We start from the raw sequence: 15,718 nt of genomic DNA, 5'->3' as shown, positions 1-15,718 counted from the left end.
GGGGTAAAAATTAGCGAGATAAATATAGATTTACAGCAGCAAGAGCTGGTTGGCCGTCAATGGTGGTCACATTGTCGAGCCAGCGGCTTAGCGTCTCAGGGTTCGCTTGTAGCCATTGCTGAGCTGCTTGTTCAGGAGACTGATTTTGGTTGAGGATGGCATCCATTAACTCATTCTCACTTTCTAAGCTAAAAACGAGGTTAGTTAAGAAATTGCCCACGTTTTCACATTCGTTAAGGTAGTTTTGACGCACGTTAGTGTGAACACTTGCTCCGCCGTAATTGGGGCCAAAGTAATCATCACCACCACTTAAATAAACCATATCAACCATGGTATTCATTGGGTGTGGTTCCCAGCCTAGAAAAGCCACCCATTGTTGACGACGTACAGAACGTTGAACCTGTGAGAGCATGCCCGCTTCACTCGATTCAACAATCGAAAATTCACCGAGTCCATAGGCGTCATCTGCAATCATAGATAGCAAAGTGCGGTTACCATCATTTCCGGGCTCTAAGCCAAGAATGCGGTTACGAAACTTATCACTGTGCTTAGCGAGATCAGCGAAAGAGGTAATCCCCGCATCATAAACATATTGAGGAACGGCTAGGGTATACTTTGCTCCTTCAAGGTTGGCACGGACGGTTTCGACTGTACCCGCTTGACGATAACGAGCGATATCCGCTTCCATGGTTGGCATCCAATTGCCAAGGAATACGTCAATATCCCCATTAGCCATTGAAGAGTAGGTGACTGGCACGGATAATAATTGCGTGCGAGTTTGATAGCCGAGTCCTTGTAGAATTTCGCTGGCTACAGCGGTGGTGGCGGTAATATCTGTCCAGCCTACATCGGCAAAGCGAACCGTTTGACATTGGTTAGCATAAGCATTGAATGATAATGCAGCGACGGAGAGATAGGTGGTCATTTTAAGCATAATGTTTCCTTGTCATTGAACTCTTTTCCTGAGAAGTTGAGCGTTCCATAGGTCGAATGGCTGCCCGTGAACGCTGCTTGCTCTGCCAACTGTCTGCAATCCACACTGGAGCGGGTTCGGCAGGTAACAGCGCTTTATTGAGGATCATATCGGCTGCACGTTCTGCAACCATGATTGTTGGAGCATTTAGATTACCGTTCGGTATGGTGGGGAAGATGGAGGAATCCACAATTCGTAACCCTTGAATACCAAATACTCGGCATTGGTTATCCACGACGGCCATGGCATCATCAGCTGAGCCCATTTTGCAGCTACAAGACGGGTGATAGGCACTCTCAACATTTTGTTTAACCCAATTATCAATCGCTTCATCGCTACTAATGGATAAGCCGGGTTGAATTTCTTCACCGCGATAGTCATCTAATGCGGGCTGCGCGAGTAACTCTCGGGTTAAGCGAATGCAGTCTCGCCAATCTTGAATATCTTGTTGGTGTGATAAATAACGGAATAAAATTGCGGGCTTTTGCTTTGGATCGCTGGAGCGAATCCAAACCCGGCCGCGACTGTGTGGTTTATTGGGACCGACATGCACTTGAAAGCCATGACCATCAAACGCGGTTTGGCCATCGTAACGCATGGCAGCTGGTAGAAAGTGGTATTGAATATTTGGCCATTTGAGTCCAGCCCGTGAGCGAATAAAGCCACAAGATTCAAAGTGGTTAGTTGCACCTAGGCCTTGTTTGGTCAAGATCCATTGGGTGCCGATCATCCCTTTGCTGATTAAACCGAGCTTGCTGTTTAATGTGATCGGTTGTTGGCAGCGATACTGAAAATAAACTTCTAAGTGATCTTGCAGGTTTTCACCGACGCCGGGCAGTTCATGTTGCACCTCAATGCCAGCGCTTTCTAATACATCGCGTGGACCAATACCCGATAATTGCAGTAATTGTACGGAACCAATTGAACCTGCGCTGGAAATGACTTCTTGATTAGCAAACACCACCTGGGTTTGGCCGCCTTTTTCAAACTCGACGCCAATCGCTCGTTTATCTTTGAGCAGTACTTTACGCGTCAGTACGCCTTTAAGTAGGGTTAGGTTAGGTCGAGCTAAAGCTCGTTTTAAATAGGCATTGGCGGTTGAAGCGCGAACCCCGTTATTAACCGTCATGTGCATTGGCCCAAAACCTTCTTGTTGATAACCATTGTAATCGTCGGTTTTTGGGTAGCCTGCTTGTTCACCGGCTTCAATAAAAGCTTGGTAAAGGGGATTTAGCGTCATGTCATTACCGTTGCAGGTGGCGACTGGGCCGTCACCGCCTCGATAGGTATCGGCTCCTTGACTCCATGATTCAGCACGCTTGAAGTAGGGTAAACATGAGGCGTAATCCCAGCCTTGTGCACCGTGCTGTTGCCATTCATCAAAGTCGCAAGCATGGCCTCTGACATAAACCATGCCGTTGATGGAAGAGCTGCCGCCTAAGACCTTGCCACGTGGACAATGCAGTTGTCGACCATCGAGTCCGGGTTCGGCGAGAGATTCAAATTGCCAAGCGTATTTGGCGCTATTCATCGGATAAGACAGGGCGGTTGGCATTTGAATAAAAATGCTTTTATCGCTGCCGCCGGCTTCAAGTAATAACACCGAGTTATCTGGCTGTTCACTTAATCTATCGGCTAACACACAGCCAGCCGAGCCGGCACCGATAATAATATAGTCATAATGCTGTTTCATGATCACTCCTTAAGCATAAGGGCCGACGAAGTCATCGAGTTCGATTAATACGCTTTTGGTTTGGGTATAGTGAGTTAAAGTTTCGATACCATTTTCTCTTCCCACTCCCGATAGTTTGTAACCACCGACAGGCATTTGCGCTGGGGAATCTCCCCACGTATTGATCCAGCAAATACCCGCTTGTAGCTGGTGGATAACACGATGAGCGCGTGCTAGGTTTTGCGTAAACACCCCTGCGGCTAAGCCATAGTCTGTGTTGTTGGCACGTTGAATGACCTCTTGTTCATCCGTAAAACTCAGCACTGCCATGACTGGGCCAAAGATCTCTTGTTGGACAAAGGCCATTTCATCGTCACAATCGACAAACACTGTGGGAGCAACAAAGTAACCCTTAGCGCATGAACCTTCCGTGACCGCTTTTCCACCGGTGAGCAGGGTGGCTCCACTTTGTTTGGCGCTATTGATGGCTGAGAGCACTTTATCGAAATGTGATTGAGAAATGAGCGAGCCTACTTGGGTAGTTGGGTCCATCGGATCGCCGACAACCAGAGCTTCTGTGCGCGCTTTGAGTTGCTCAATAAACGCTGGATAAATGGATTGATGCACAAACACTCGCGTGCCGTGAGTACACACTTCGCCTTGAGTATAGAAGTTAGCGGTCATCGCCGCCGATACGGCCTGATCTAGCTTAGCATCATCAAAAATGATCAAGGGGGATTTACCACCTAGCTCCATGGTCACTGATTTTAATGTTTTCGCGCTATCGGCCATCACCGCTTTACCGGTTCCACTTTCCCCAGTGAAAGAGACTTTAGCTATCTCAGGGTGAGCGGTGAGCATTTGTCCCACTCGCGCATCCCCTTGCACTACGTTAAACACACCATCAGGTAAACCGGCTTGTGTAAAAATTTCCGCCAGTTTGAGTGCGCTGAGCGGCGTTTCTTCCGATGGCTTAAAAATCATCGTATTACCCGCTGCTAGAGCAGGCGCGGATTTCCACATCGCAATTTGGATAGGATAGTTCCAAGCACCAATTCCAGCACAAATGCCTAGAGGCTCTTTACGGGTGTAAAAAAACTGACTGTTTGAGAGTGGTTGCTGTTCACCCTGCAGAGTGGGCGCGAGACCGGCAAAGTATTCGATCACATCGGCGCCTGTGGTGATGTCAACGGCAAGCGCTTCTTGGATCGGTTTACCGGTATCTTGGACTTCGAGTTTGGCTAGCTCATCGTTACGTTCACGGAGGATGGCGACAGCCTTTAACAAGATTCGGCTACGTTCGGTCGCGGTCATGGCTGACCAAATCGCAAATCCCCGTTGAGCGGAGTCAATCGCGGCTTGCACGTCGCTGGCGCTAGCGTGACCTAACACGGCCAGTGGCTCTCCGGTTGCGGGGTTGTAGCTGGTAAAAGTTTCTCCCGATGACGCGTAGCGCGGTGCGCCATCGATATAAAGCGAAGCGATTTCCATATGATAAAGACCTATTGAGTAAGTGTTGCGTGTTGAGCGAGTTGTTGCTGTAAGTAATCGTTAATTAAGTGCTGGGCTTGGTCGGCATTAATCCCGTTGGGATTAAGCGCACCACGTAGCCAGAAGCCATCGATAAGAGCGGCAATACCTTGCGCGACTCGTTGAGCATGAGCTTTTGGGAGTAATGCTTTGAGCTCAATGTGCAAATGAGAGATCAGACGTTTTTCATTCACCCGTTGTAAACGGTTGAGTTGTGGGTCATGCATTGAATATGACCAGAAAGCTAACCAAGTTTTGACGACGTGGCTTTGGGTTTGAAAGCCGGCGAAGTTGGCTTGCACTATGGCATTAATTCGCGCTTGATGAGCGTCCTTTTTAAGTTTGCTTAATGCATTCATCACAGTGAGTGAGTGCTCACGAAGGATCACGCGCATGGTTTCTTCTAATAAACCGTGCTTACCACCAAAATAATGATTAATGATCCCGCTTGATACCCCAGCTTCGCGGCTGATCAAGGCGATGCTAGCGGCGTGTAATCCAACTTGTTCAATCACCGTCATGGTGGCCTGTACGAGTTGTGGTTTTCGTATATCAGGCATTCCAATCTTAGGCATTAACACTCCCTGTTATCTTTAATTGAACGATTAGTTAACAATAACTCTACTTAAATAATCGTTAGATCTCAAACTATTATTTTTGTTTTACATGGCGAGCTAGTAATGGTTGTTTTTATTTTTTATTTTAAATCAATAGGTTATTTTCTCTGATTGCTTGTTGGATTTTTATTAATAATTAGAGGTGATTTAGTCTGTTGAGGTATTTATACCCGTTCTACTTGAAGCGGCAATGCTACGTTGTTTGACGACAGATAAGAGAGCTGTTGGGTATAAAAAATCCCTTAACCAAGAGGTTAAGGGATGCAAATGAAAGATGAGTTGGAGAATAGAACACTAAGCAAATTGGTGTAATCCGAGTGGTTGGTTTCAGCGTTCAGACTGGTTTACACTCGGATTTATCCGCTTATAGAGTGATTGGCTGAGTGGCTTTTTCTAACCAGAGTTTTACTTCGCCCTCGACCAATGGGCTAATGTCGCGCCACACCTTCTGATGGTAGTCATTAAGCCAAGCAATTTCATGCGCGGCTAATAAACTAAAATCAATCACCCGGGTATCGATTGGGCAACGAGTCAGCGCTTCAAAGCCGAGCATGTTTTTATCTCCTTGGGTTGGGATCTCAACCACTAATTCAAGGTTTTCAATCCGAATGCCAAACTCGTCAGCTCGGTAATACCCTGGCTCGTTAGACAATACCATGCCGGGGCGTAAAGCGACGGGGTTGTGCACTTTACTGATCCGTTGTGGCCCTTCGTGAACACTTAAAAAGTGTCCGACACCATGGCCTGTACCGTGATCGTAATCGTAGCCTTCTGCCCATAAATATTGGCGTGCAAGCGCATCCAGTTGATGGCCACAAGTGCCTGCTGGGAAGCGAGCTTGAGCTAAGGCGATATGCCCCTTAAGTACTAAAGTAAATTGGTGTTTCATCTCTGCGCTTGGCTGACCAATCGCAATGGTACGCGTGATATCGGTAGTACCGTCGAGATATTGACCGCCTGAATCGACTAAATACAAACTATTTAAACTCAGTTCACCGGTCTGTGGCTGATTGAGATGATTATAGTGACACATTGCTGCGTTGCTGCCAGCGGCGGAAATCGTATCAAAGCTAAGATCAGCCAATGTCGGGTCTTGCGCGCGGAAAGCATAAAGCTGCTCGGCTAACTGAGCTTCATTATAAAGGCGACCAGAGGCAACCTCATTATCTAGCCAAGCAAGAAACTTACTCATCGCCACACCATCACGGATATGGCAGGCTTTCATTCCTGCCACTTCCGTCGGGTTTTTGGCCGCTTTTAGTAATAAGCATGGATCGCTATCTTGGATTAACTCTGCGCCAGCATTTTGTAGTACTAAGGTAAACCAAGCATTGCTGGTCGCTGGGTCGAGCATCACTCGGCGGCCAGTAAGCTGTTCCAACTGAGCTTGTAATTGCTCCGGGTGATAAACACGTACTCCCGCGCCCACATGCTGCTCAAAACCGGTTGCTAAGCGTGCTGGATCGAAGAAAAAATCAACGCTTGCATCAGCATGAATGATCGCGTGTGAGAGTAAAACTGGCAGGCGAGCGACATCGAGTCCACGAATATTTAATAGCCAGCAAATAGAATCCAGTTCAGTGAGAATCGCGCAGTCGGCTTTTTTAGTTTGCAATAACTTGGCAATGGTTGCACGTTTAGTGTGGCAATCGACGCCCACTTGTTCAACAGGCATCAGGCGCATCGCCGAGGTCACGGGTGCTGGACGGTCTTGCCATAATAGGTCAATCGGGTTTTCAGTGATGGCCACCAGTGAGTATTCACCAGTGAATAGCTGTTGAGCACTGGTTAACCAGCTAGCTCGGTGCATTCTTGGGTCATAACCGATTTTACTGCCTTTAGGGAGCTGTTCGGTGATCCATTGTAGATAAGGCTCTTCAATTAAATGACGATACTGGAAAATGTCGCTAGGTACTTGCTTCGGCACCTGCACCGTGTAGCGACCATCAGCAAAGATAGCGGCGTTATCGCTGGTGATCACGGCAGCACCGGCCGAGCCAGTAAAGCCAGTAACCCACTCTAAGCGTTCGTTTTGAATCGGTACGTATTCCCCGAGATACTCATCTTCATGAGGAACAATTAGGGCATCTAAGCCTTGTTGAATCAGCCAATGGCGCAGTTCAGTAATACGTTGAGCAATGGGGTGTGACATGAGGTAATCCTTGTTAACGGTCCTTGATAAAGGCTCATGGCGAGAGAAAGCCAGAGATAATATAAGCTACCTCTTTTGCTATAGGCGTGCAAATCTGTCTGATTTGGCTCAGTAGATAAGCCTTAGTTGATACTTTTACTGAGCTTGTCTTAATTTTCTATTCAACGCCATAACCGTGTTGACGAAGATGCGTAGTTTTACTGTCGATGATTTGTCGTAACCAACTGAGCGCAGGGTCATCTTCTCGATCACGGTGCCAAAATAGCGTGTAGGCCATTGGTGGAAATTCCAATGGGATAGGTAAAACCACCAGATTCATCTGCCGAGCAATCATGTAAGTAAAGTGCCGTGGTGCGGTAAACACAAAGTCGGTATAGGTACATAAGCTGGCAGCACTATTAAAATCAGGCACAGTGATAGCAATATCTCGTTCTAAGCCGATATCAGCGAGTCGATAGTCGAGTAACCAACGATCGTTGCCATCACAGCGCACTTGAACATGACGTAGGGAGAGGTAGCTTTCTAAATTCCATGAGCGTTGCAATACGGGATGATCTTGGCGGACGGCACACATCTGGGTATCGCGAAAAACTTCTTGTTCACAAATGTCTTTCGGAGGCAGCATGGTTAGCCTTGCATCATTAATATCAATGTCTTTACCAGTGATCCCTAAATCTAATTCGCCGAGTTGTAATTTCTTGAAGGTTTGATCGCTCCAAGCATGAGTACTGATATTCAGTTTCGGCCCTTGACTAAAAATAGCCGGTAAGAAGTGTGGCAGAATCAGCGAATACACACTTTCCACAGCGGCAATGTGAAAGCGATATTCACTCGATTGGGGAGAAAAGACTTCCGGCTGATTAATTAACTCTAATTGGTTGACCAAAATATCCAGTTTGGGCTTGAGAAATAGCGCTTTGGGCGTGGGTTTTAAACCATGTGAACTGCGAATAAATAATGGGTCGGTAAATTGAATGCGTAATTTAGCCAATGATTTACTGACCGCCGACTGGCTAAGACAGAGTCTATTTGCGGTGCGGGTGACGCTGAGCTCCTCGATCAATACCTTTAAGCAGACCAATAAATTGAGGTCGAGACGCGCTAAGCTTTCAATCTTCATGTGTTTTTCCATTTGGGAATAATGGTGATGAGTATACGCCATTTCTATTCATATCTGTTTCTCGCTATGATACGTACCTCTCAATTTATACCCTTATTGATGTGGAATCATTCCGTGAACGTAACTGCTTTACCGACGCCAAGTCGCCTGCAAATGGTGCTACTGACACTGTTAGTGCTGTTTAGCCCTCTGGCGATTGATATTTATTTACCTGCTTTACCGAAAATTGCCCAAACGTTTCACGTGGAACATGCATTAGCACAAGATACGATCACTTGGTTTTTATTTGCGATGGGTGTTGGACAGCTGTTCGCTGGACCACTCGCAGATAAATATGGACGTCGAACTGTTGCATTAGTTGGAATCAGTATTTATGCCTTGAGTGCTTTATTGGCGTGGAGTGCACAAAGTATTGAATGGATGCTGATTGCTCGGTTGTTACAAGGCTTAGGTGCGTGCGCGACATCGGTAGCAGCCTTTGCAACAGTTCGCGATCTTTTTGGCCCAGAACGCAGTGGCAAAATGATCAGCTATTTAAATGGTGCGATCTGTTTTATCCCGGCACTGGCGCCTATTTTGGGCAGTTGGTTAACCCAGCAATTCGGCTGGCGCGCTAATTTTAGTTTTATGGCCGGTTTTGCGATGACGATTGGGTTGCTGATCCTGTTTAGTATGAAAGAAACCAACCCAACGACTGAGAAGCAAGCTTACTTTGCTTGGTCTCGTTATTGGTCAGTATTAAAAACCCCTTCGTTTTTGTTTCATGCATCGTTATGTATGCTCGCGATGGCAGTGATCCTTGCCTATGTTGTTTCTGCGCCTTTAATACTGATGGGCCGCTTAGGGCTGAGTATGAACCAGTTTACTTTTTGGTTTGGAATTAACGCATTAGTGAATATCGTCGCTTGTTTGTCGGCTCCGAAAATGATGGACCGCGTTGGTACGCATCGCACGTTGGTGTTGGGCATTATCGCGCTGCTGGTGGGGGGAAGCGTGATGGTGATGTTAGCTGAGGTTACCACCGCGTTAGCATTTATGTTGCCAATCTTTATTTCATCCATAGGCTTTGCATGGATTCTCGGTGCAGCAGCGGGCAAAGCGTTAGCTCCGTTTGGTGACCGAGCGGGTACCGCAGCCGCTTTATTAGGATTATTCCAAATGAGTGGTTCAGGTTTACTGGTTGGTACACTACAACGTTTAAGTTTTGAACCACAAATTTTGATAGCTTTGCATATGTGGTTGGTGGCTCCGGCACTGATTATTTTGTTTTCAAAAGTGGGTCGTCGTTGGCATCAATGGGCGCTCAATTCTTAACAGTTATCGGGTACGCCAAAACATAGGCGTTCAGAACACGCCATATTTGGCCTGAAAATAGACGGGTTAGCTATTTTCTAAAGGGTGGAAGATGTGTATATTGTTCACTCTTACTTTTGAACGATATTTTTGGAATACGATACGATGTCAATGACCACTTATGAAATGGCTCGCATTTGGGAACAGCTGGATGAATCACCGGAAAAAGTGATGTTTGGCAAGTTACTTAATGAACTGGGTAACCAAAGTAGTGAACGTATTCGTAGTGCTGCTAAGCAAGTACCGGTTCCTGTATTGCGTGACTTGGTTTATCAATTTGAACAAGTCATCGAAGCTCGCAAAGGGGAGCAAGTAGAATTACTGGCCAAGCAACTTTCTGAGCAAGGTATTTCTGCGCAAGATCTGTTGAACTACCTCAATAAATAAACACTAGCACCGCTTATCATCAATCACCCCAATCGTTCTGGTTGGGGTGATTGCGTTTTAAGGATTGACGTTGCGGTTAATCGGGTTTTGCAACGAGATTAATGTCTCGGTCGATTGTACTTCATCAATTGCTTGTAGCTTATCAATCAACACATACTGTAGCTCTTCAATCGATTTACACATTAATTTGACAAAAATATTGTAAGCGCCTGTCGTGTAGTAAGCTTCAACCACTTCTTCTAACGCATTCAACTTAGCCAGTGCAGAGTGATAATCACGAGCAGCGTTAAGATTAATGCCAATAAAACAACACACGTCGTAACCGAGTTTTTTGGTATTGACTACCACTTCAGTGCCTTGGATCACCTCGGCCGCTTTCATTTTCTCAATTCGCACATGAATCGTGGCGGGACTGACCGAAAATTGTTTGGCCATCTCGGCGTAAGGGGTACGTGCATCATCCATTAAAATTTTTAAAATGGCGCGATCTAAATCATCTAATTTTGTTGAGGCGGTTTGCATATCCGTTCCTAAATTCAGCGTCAGGCGATGGGCCATCTGCCGTTGATAGACCTTTTGAGTTGAAGCGGTAGCGCTATGATTATCCGACTTATTGTATGAGCTAAATAGGTTGGTCTACAGCATCAGCTCTGTTGGATATAGCATTATTTACCGTCGCTGCCAACCGTGGTTTTACTCTACGCCTTAAGCTGATTGAGCGGACTTGTGAAAATATCGCGGTTCCATTGAAAATTCGCTACACTGAGCGCTGTTTTTTCTCTCTGGAGTGACCCTTTGCAGCTACAACTGATATGTGAAGCCCCACAACGCTCGGCAGAGCTTGAGCAACTGGCGCAGCACTGGCAACTGACCCATAGTAACGAAAGTGTCTTTGCTTTAGTGTTAACTGAGCAGCGTTTAGAGCTACGTAAAACGGATGAGCCAAAGCTGGGGGCGATCTACGTCGATTGGGTAACTGGCGCTGTCGCTCATCGACGCAAGTTTGGTGGCGGTAAAGGGCAGTCGATAGCCAAAGCGGTTGGCTTAAATAAAGGTATACTCCCGACGGTATTAGATGCGACGGCTGGCTTAGGTCGAGATGCGTTCGTTCTCGCTTCATTAGGTTGTCGAGTACAAATGGTTGAGCGTCATCCTGTGGTGGCGGCTTTGCTTGACGATGGGTTAGCTCGCGCTAAACAAGACCAAGAAATTGGTCCGTGGGTCAGTCAGCGGGTAACGATGCTCCATGCATCAAGTCATGCCGCTTTGCAGCATTTAACTCTCGACAGTCAGTTTGAGCAACCGGATGTGGTGTATCTCGATCCTATGTATCCACATCCAGAACATAAGAAAAAAACCGCACTCGTTAAAAAAGAAATGCGAGTTTTTCAATCTCTGGTTGGCGCAGATAATGATGCTGATGACCTACTGGCTCCCGCATTACAGTTGGCGACTAAGCGGGTAGTGGTCAAACGGCCGGATTACGCTCCTTGGTTAGCGGAGCAAAAGCCAAGCATGACGATTGAGACCAAAAAAAATCGCTTTGATGTTTATGTACTTGCCGCCATGCAAGCAAATAATCGGTAGATTGGAGAAAAAATCGCCTTGCCTTTGTGAATGGTTCACGGTATATCTAACTGCGAATTATTAGCATTATTAGTCGGAGTTGTGTTTCTTATGGTCAAGCGCTTATGTAAATTAAATCGTCATGATATACGTGCTTCACTGGGAGACATTCATCGTTTAGTGGCGCAAACCAATTACGTTTGTGGTTCGTGTGCTCGCAGTTCTGCTGAAAAAGGGGCGCTGTGCAAGCCACAGCCATTACTTAAAGCGGTTAAGCAGAGTCAAACTGTAGCTGCCTCTTTATCGGTATCCAGTCAGGTTGAGAATGCGGTTTTAACACCGAATAAGAAAACGCTGAAAAAGCAGAAGAAGTATCAGAAAAAAATAGCCAAGGTATTAAAAAAGCAGCGTAAATTACTGAAAAAACAACATGCAATAAACGCAAAATTTGCTCAGTTATCCGTTCATCCTGCTAATCCATCGCTTCATCTGGCTCAAGTTCATTAAACCTTCTATCTGGCATATTTCCCGCCGTATTGATTAGCGCAGACGGACTGGTTCGCTCTGCGCATTTTGCTGTTTATTTGCTGAGAGTGGTCGCATATTGTGTCGCAACACGACGTTTCACCCAAGTTTCGTTTACCCATAATGACAGCAAAATAATCGTACCGCCCACCGATAAGCGCAACAGATCCGCCTCTCGGTTCCAAATCACGATATTCACCACTAATCCTGCTGGCACTAATGCGTTGTTCATGATCGCTAATGCTCCGGCATTCACCAGACAAGCGCCCTTATTCCAAGCAAAATAGCCAAGCCCTGAAGCGATAAGCCCAAGATAAATCAGGATACTCCACTGTAATGTGTTGGTGGGGAGTTTCTCCGTATTTCCTAAGAGTAAGAAAGCCACACTCGCTACCACCAACGCGCCGAGATAAAAATAACCAAATACCGTATGTTGCGATAACTGAACGGGCTCTTTTTCCATGACATATTTATAGCCAACTTGGCCCAGTGCAAAACATAGGTTGGCCCCTTGCACGACTAAAAAGCCACTTAAAAAATGTTCATTGATCCCTGAGAATTGAATAAATGCCGTACCGAGCACGGCAATCGCGGCGGTTAATAAATACCAAGGAGAGAAGCGTCCTTTCAACCCGTCATAAATGAGCGTGACATAAATCGGAGTAAAGATGGTAAATAGCAGTACTTCAGGGACAGAAAGTAATAAAAAGGACTGGTAGTAAAAGCAGTACATTAAACCTAGTTGAATGCCACCAATCGCCATTAACTTGGCGATCAGAGGCCATGGTACCTGTTTGATTTTTAAAAAAGGTAAAAAAACAAGACTAGCAAGGGCCACTCGCATCCAAACGGAAAACCAAGCGTCGACTTGACCGGCAAGATAAACGCCAATCAAGCTGAATGAGAAGGCCCAAAGTAGGGTCACCGCAGATAAGTAAAGCATAAGATGTAATCATGGATAAAACGTGTCTGCAGTGTAGCGGAGTTTTTAAGGCTCGTCAGTCGTTGAGTGGTACTACCAACATGTCCACGGGTGAGCAGTTGATCAGCTGACGAGTGGAGGAGAGGATCTTACTCCAGAAGTCTTGATGATGACCACACACCACGAGATCAATATTGAACTCACCAATGGTATCACACAGCTCATTACTCAAATCGCCACTACCGACTAGGGTGTGTTTAATCGGGTAATTGGCGTAAGTGGCCAATTCTTGTAACTGCTTTTGCGCTGTTTCCATCGAGTGGTGCTGAGTTTCCGCTAAGTTAATATCAATCAATCCCGTATACAGTTCAGCATAATTGACATCGATATGAATAAAAGAGATCTCCGCATTCAGCGGCTTAGCCAGTGCCACGGCTTTATCGATCAATAGTTTGCTGTCTTCCGACAGATCGACCGCAACCAAAATATGTTGATAACTCATTATGCTCTCTCCTTGCTGATGACATGATTAGGTTAGCACTTTGAGCCAGACATTTTTGCTAAAGTGATCTCATATCTATCGTCACTCGTAATGGTAAAAGCGCAATAAAGCGGGATCATGGTATAGTGATCAGAGTCATAGACCAAACCATTAGGAATCATCCATGCTTTCACCTGCCATGATTGATCATTTGAATGAGCAAATTAATCTCGAATTTTTTTCATCCAATCTATACTTACAAATGAGTGCTTGGTGCGAAGACAAAGGATTTGAAGGTGCCGCTGAATTTTTACGGGTTCATGCAGTAGAAGAAATGCAGCACATGCAGCGTCTGTTCACTTACGTGAGTGAAACTGGCGCAATGCCAATCCTTGGTGCGATTGCTGCACCGAAACACGATTTTGCCAGCTTAGGGGAAGTGTTTCGTGAAACTTATGAACACGAACAGATGATTACCCAAAAGATCAACAAACTGGCTCATGTTGCGTTTACTGCACAAGATTACTCAACGTTTAACTTCCTTCAGTGGTATGTGGCGGAGCAACATGAAGAAGAGAAGTTGTTTAAAGGGATTTTAGACAAGCTAGAACTGGTCGGCGAAGATGGAAAAGCGTTGTTCTTTATCGATAAAGATCTAGCAGCATTAGCCAAAGCAAGCTCATCGTCGGTAATGGGTGCCCCTGCTGAGTAACCTCAGCAAAAAGAAAAACTGAAGCGCAAGTGGTCGTCTTTTTTTTCTGGGCATGCTTACATGAGATGTAGGGAGGAAAAGATGATCAGTGGAGATACTATTTTACTTGGGCTCATGATAGTGACGGGCATTAATATCGCTAGATACTTAACGGCGTTACGTTCGCTCATTTATATCATGCGTGAAGCTCATCCATTGTTGTACCAACAAGTGGATGGACGAGGATTCTTTAGTACTCAAGGTAACGTGACCAAGCAAGTACGTTTATATCATTACCTGAAGAGCAAAGAGTATCACCACCATCATGATCCCGTCTTTACCGGAAAATGTTCCCGAGTAAGAGAGCTCTTTGTGTTGTGCTGCGCTTTAGTTATGGTGACCTCATTGGCGGCTTTTGTTCTCTAAGGGGATGGATTGGCAAGCCAGACGTTTATCGTTAGAATAGTCACCCTAGTAAGGATGTGCTGGTCGCACATCCTTTTTTTATTCGCGTGAGAGTAGTGGATGAGTGAACAAGTAGACGTGATTGTCATTGGTGCTGGTGCCGCGGGGCTAATGTGCGCGGCGCAAGCGGCGCAGCGTGGTCGTCAAGTATTAGTAATGGATCACGCCAAAAAACCGGGCCGGAAAATTTTAATTTCTGGTGGCGGGCGGTGTAATTTTACCAATTACCATGTCTCGGCAGCGAACTACTTGTGCCGTAATCCACATTTCGTAAAATCAGCGTTATCCCAGTACAGCAACTGGGATTTTATCTCACTGGTCAGTAAACATGGGATTGAATTTGAAGAGCGTGAACATGGTCAGCTGTTTTGTGTCGATTCAGCGAAAGAGATTGTTAACCTATTACTGGCCGAGTGCGATCAGCCAACGCTGAAGCAGCGTTATCAAGTCTATATCCAAACCATTAGTCAAATCGCGGACGGCTTTGTACTGCAAACCTCACAAGGTACTTGGCAGTGTCAATCGCTGGTGATTGCCACTGGAGGATTGTCAATGCCTAAATTAGGGGCAACGCCGTTGGGCTATAAAGTGGCGGAGCAATTTGCGATTCCCGTATTACCGACTTGTGCGGGGTTGGTGCCATTTACCCTGCATGTTGCCGATAAAGAAGCCTTGGCTGAGCTGTCGGGTATTGCGCTGCCGGTTGAGATCCACGCCCCCTGTGGTACCAGTTTTAAAGAAGCATTATTATTTACTCATCGCGGCCTATCTGGGCCGGCGGTGCTGCAAATTTCCTCTTATTGGCAGCCTGGTCAAACGTTGACGATTAATTTATTGCCCAATGTGGATGTTGATGATGCTTTAGCCGAGGCTCGTGAACAACACCCTAATCAAACCTTAAAAACCACCTTGTCGCGTTTATTACCTAAGCGTTTGGTTGAAGTGCTTATTGAGCGTGGTTTATTGGTTGATAAGCCGATGAAACAGCTAACTCCTACTGTGCTGAAACAGACAGCGCAAGCCTTGCAAGAGTGGCAAATTGTCCCTAATGGAACGGAAGGGTATCGCACTGCGGAAGTGACGTTAGGTGGGGTGGATACCGACTGGCTGTCTTCTAAAACCATGGAATGCAAAACCGTACCCGGTCTGTTTTTTGTCGGTGAAGTGATAGACGTGACTGGCTGGCTCGGTGGGTATAATTTCCAATGGGCTTGGTCAAGCGGCTATGTTGCGGGTCAATGGGTGTAATACCTGACCCGCTGCG

Annotated in this window: 16 protein-coding genes; 7 read left to right on the top strand and 9 right to left on the bottom strand. The window is 46.1% G+C overall.

The features are described from left to right. Window positions 1-10: 10 nt before the first annotated feature. The 6 genes from AACS00_RS16650 to AACS00_RS16625 all read right to left on the bottom strand — a co-directional run bounded on the left by AACS00_RS16650 (window position 11) and on the right by AACS00_RS16625 (window position 8,064). Window positions 11-934, bottom strand: a complete 924-nt coding sequence (locus AACS00_RS16650) for a choline ABC transporter substrate-binding protein (RefSeq protein WP_110168075.1) — start codon at window positions 932-934, stop codon at window positions 11-13. Further along, the gene (betA, locus tag AACS00_RS16645) at window positions 927-2,666 is read right to left on the bottom strand and encodes a choline dehydrogenase (protein WP_110168074.1); all 1,740 of its coding nucleotides are present in this window, start codon (window positions 2,664-2,666) and stop codon (window positions 927-929) included. Before betA ends, AACS00_RS16650 begins: the two co-directional genes overlap by 8 nt. A gap of 9 nt (window positions 2,667-2,675) precedes the next feature. Then, window positions 2,676-4,136 carry a betaine-aldehyde dehydrogenase gene (gene betB, locus AACS00_RS16640; protein WP_110168073.1) on the bottom strand — a complete coding sequence of 487 codons (1,461 nt, stop codon included), beginning with the start codon at window positions 4,134-4,136 and terminating at the stop codon, window positions 2,676-2,678. A gap of 11 nt (window positions 4,137-4,147) precedes the next feature. Next, the gene (gene betI, locus AACS00_RS16635) at window positions 4,148-4,750 is read right to left on the bottom strand and encodes a transcriptional regulator BetI (RefSeq protein WP_110168072.1); all 603 of its coding nucleotides are present in this window, start codon (window positions 4,748-4,750) and stop codon (window positions 4,148-4,150) included. A 406-nt stretch (window positions 4,751-5,156) separates the two neighbouring features. Next, the gene (locus AACS00_RS16630) at window positions 5,157-6,944 is read right to left on the bottom strand and encodes an aminopeptidase P family protein (RefSeq protein WP_110168071.1); all 1,788 of its coding nucleotides are present in this window, start codon (window positions 6,942-6,944) and stop codon (window positions 5,157-5,159) included. A gap of 157 nt (window positions 6,945-7,101) precedes the next feature. Next, window positions 7,102-8,064: a LysR substrate-binding domain-containing protein gene (locus tag AACS00_RS16625; RefSeq protein WP_072670206.1), complete on the bottom strand. Its 963-nt coding sequence runs from the start codon at window positions 8,062-8,064 to the stop codon at window positions 7,102-7,104. Between the two features lie 153 nt (window positions 8,065-8,217). Here AACS00_RS16625 and AACS00_RS16620 point away from each other — a divergent pair, with 153 nt between their 5' ends. Both AACS00_RS16620 and tsrA read left to right on the top strand, forming a co-directional pair. Then, the gene (locus tag AACS00_RS16620; RefSeq protein ID WP_375152962.1) at window positions 8,218-9,378 is read left to right on the top strand and encodes a multidrug effflux MFS transporter; all 1,161 of its coding nucleotides are present in this window, start codon (window positions 8,218-8,220) and stop codon (window positions 9,376-9,378) included. Window positions 9,379-9,522: 144 nt separating this feature from the next. Further along, window positions 9,523-9,804 carry an H-NS-like global regulator TsrA gene (tsrA, locus tag AACS00_RS16615; RefSeq protein WP_004393857.1) on the top strand — a complete coding sequence of 94 codons (282 nt, stop codon included), beginning with the start codon at window positions 9,523-9,525 and terminating at the stop codon, window positions 9,802-9,804. Between the two features lie 57 nt (window positions 9,805-9,861). Here the strand turns inward: tsrA and asnC are convergent, their stop codons facing one another. Beyond that, on the bottom strand, window positions 9,862-10,326 hold the full coding sequence (gene asnC, locus AACS00_RS16610; RefSeq protein ID WP_004393858.1) for a transcriptional regulator AsnC: 465 nt from the start codon (window positions 10,324-10,326) through the stop codon (window positions 9,862-9,864). Window positions 10,327-10,599: 273 nt separating this feature from the next. Between asnC and AACS00_RS16605 the strand changes: the two genes are divergently transcribed. Then, window positions 10,600-11,391 carry a class I SAM-dependent methyltransferase gene (locus tag AACS00_RS16605; RefSeq protein WP_110168069.1) on the top strand — a complete coding sequence of 264 codons (792 nt, stop codon included), beginning with the start codon at window positions 10,600-10,602 and terminating at the stop codon, window positions 11,389-11,391. 90 nt (window positions 11,392-11,481) lie between these two features. Beyond that, window positions 11,482-11,877, top strand: a complete 396-nt coding sequence (locus AACS00_RS16600) for a hypothetical protein (RefSeq protein ID WP_110168089.1) — start codon at window positions 11,482-11,484, stop codon at window positions 11,875-11,877. Window positions 11,878-11,950: 73 nt separating this feature from the next. On the opposite strand, the gene AACS00_RS16595 is transcribed toward AACS00_RS16600, so the two are convergent. Both AACS00_RS16595 and uspA read right to left on the bottom strand, forming a co-directional pair. Continuing rightward, the gene (locus AACS00_RS16595; RefSeq protein WP_110168068.1) at window positions 11,951-12,838 is read right to left on the bottom strand and encodes a carboxylate/amino acid/amine transporter; all 888 of its coding nucleotides are present in this window, start codon (window positions 12,836-12,838) and stop codon (window positions 11,951-11,953) included. 55 nt (window positions 12,839-12,893) lie between these two features. After that, window positions 12,894-13,319 (bottom strand): universal stress protein UspA, encoded by a 426-nt coding sequence (gene uspA, locus AACS00_RS16590; RefSeq protein WP_004393869.1) that lies wholly within the window; start codon window positions 13,317-13,319, stop codon window positions 12,894-12,896. A 163-nt stretch (window positions 13,320-13,482) separates the two neighbouring features. Here uspA and ftnA point away from each other — a divergent pair, with 163 nt between their 5' ends. The 3 genes from ftnA to AACS00_RS16575 all read left to right on the top strand — a co-directional run bounded on the left by ftnA (window position 13,483) and on the right by AACS00_RS16575 (window position 15,702). Further along, window positions 13,483-14,010 carry a non-heme ferritin gene (gene ftnA / locus AACS00_RS16585; protein WP_040903570.1) on the top strand — a complete coding sequence of 176 codons (528 nt, stop codon included), beginning with the start codon at window positions 13,483-13,485 and terminating at the stop codon, window positions 14,008-14,010. 81 nt (window positions 14,011-14,091) lie between these two features. Further along, on the top strand, window positions 14,092-14,415 hold the full coding sequence (gene uspB, locus AACS00_RS16580) for a universal stress protein UspB (protein WP_040903572.1): 324 nt from the start codon (window positions 14,092-14,094) through the stop codon (window positions 14,413-14,415). Between the two features lie 99 nt (window positions 14,416-14,514). Then, entirely contained in the window at window positions 14,515-15,702 is a 1,188-nt protein-coding gene (locus AACS00_RS16575) for an NAD(P)/FAD-dependent oxidoreductase (RefSeq protein WP_110168067.1), read from the top strand. Window positions 15,703-15,718 lie beyond the last annotated feature (16 nt).

Source organism: Vibrio sp. 11986-1-5 (assembly GCF_963878025.1).
In the GTDB taxonomy this organism is placed as follows: Bacteria; Pseudomonadota; Gammaproteobacteria; order Enterobacterales; family Vibrionaceae; genus Vibrio; species Vibrio injensis.
This window is presented reverse-complemented; position numbering and strand designations above follow the sequence as displayed.

Coding starts and splice junctions, on each gene's coding strand:
- asnC (WP_004393858.1), bottom strand. CDS start 10,326: ATGCAAACCGCCTCAACAAAATTAGATGATTTAGATCGCGCCATTTTA.
- AACS00_RS16595 (WP_110168068.1), bottom strand. CDS start 12,838: ATGCTTTACTTATCTGCGGTGACCCTACTTTGGGCCTTCTCATTCAGC.
- AACS00_RS16575 (WP_110168067.1), top strand. CDS start 14,515: ATGAGTGAACAAGTAGACGTGATTGTCATTGGTGCTGGTGCCGCGGGG.
- betB (WP_110168073.1), bottom strand. CDS start 4,136: ATGGAAATCGCTTCGCTTTATATCGATGGCGCACCGCGCTACGCGTCA.
- uspA (WP_004393869.1), bottom strand. CDS start 13,319: ATGAGTTATCAACATATTTTGGTTGCGGTCGATCTGTCGGAAGACAGC.
- AACS00_RS16630 (WP_110168071.1), bottom strand. CDS start 6,944: ATGTCACACCCCATTGCTCAACGTATTACTGAACTGCGCCATTGGCTG.
- AACS00_RS16620 (WP_375152962.1), top strand. CDS start 8,218: ATGGTGCTACTGACACTGTTAGTGCTGTTTAGCCCTCTGGCGATTGAT.
- ftnA (WP_040903570.1), top strand. CDS start 13,483: ATGCTTTCACCTGCCATGATTGATCATTTGAATGAGCAAATTAATCTC.
- AACS00_RS16600 (WP_110168089.1), top strand. CDS start 11,482: ATGGTCAAGCGCTTATGTAAATTAAATCGTCATGATATACGTGCTTCA.
- AACS00_RS16625 (WP_072670206.1), bottom strand. CDS start 8,064: ATGAAGATTGAAAGCTTAGCGCGTCTCGACCTCAATTTATTGGTCTGC.
- betA (WP_110168074.1), bottom strand. CDS start 2,666: ATGAAACAGCATTATGACTATATTATTATCGGTGCCGGCTCGGCTGGC.
- AACS00_RS16650 (WP_110168075.1), bottom strand. CDS start 934: ATGCTTAAAATGACCACCTATCTCTCCGTCGCTGCATTATCATTCAAT.
- betI (WP_110168072.1), bottom strand. CDS start 4,750: ATGCCTAAGATTGGAATGCCTGATATACGAAAACCACAACTCGTACAG.
- tsrA (WP_004393857.1), top strand. CDS start 9,523: ATGTCAATGACCACTTATGAAATGGCTCGCATTTGGGAACAGCTGGAT.
- uspB (WP_040903572.1), top strand. CDS start 14,092: ATGATCAGTGGAGATACTATTTTACTTGGGCTCATGATAGTGACGGGC.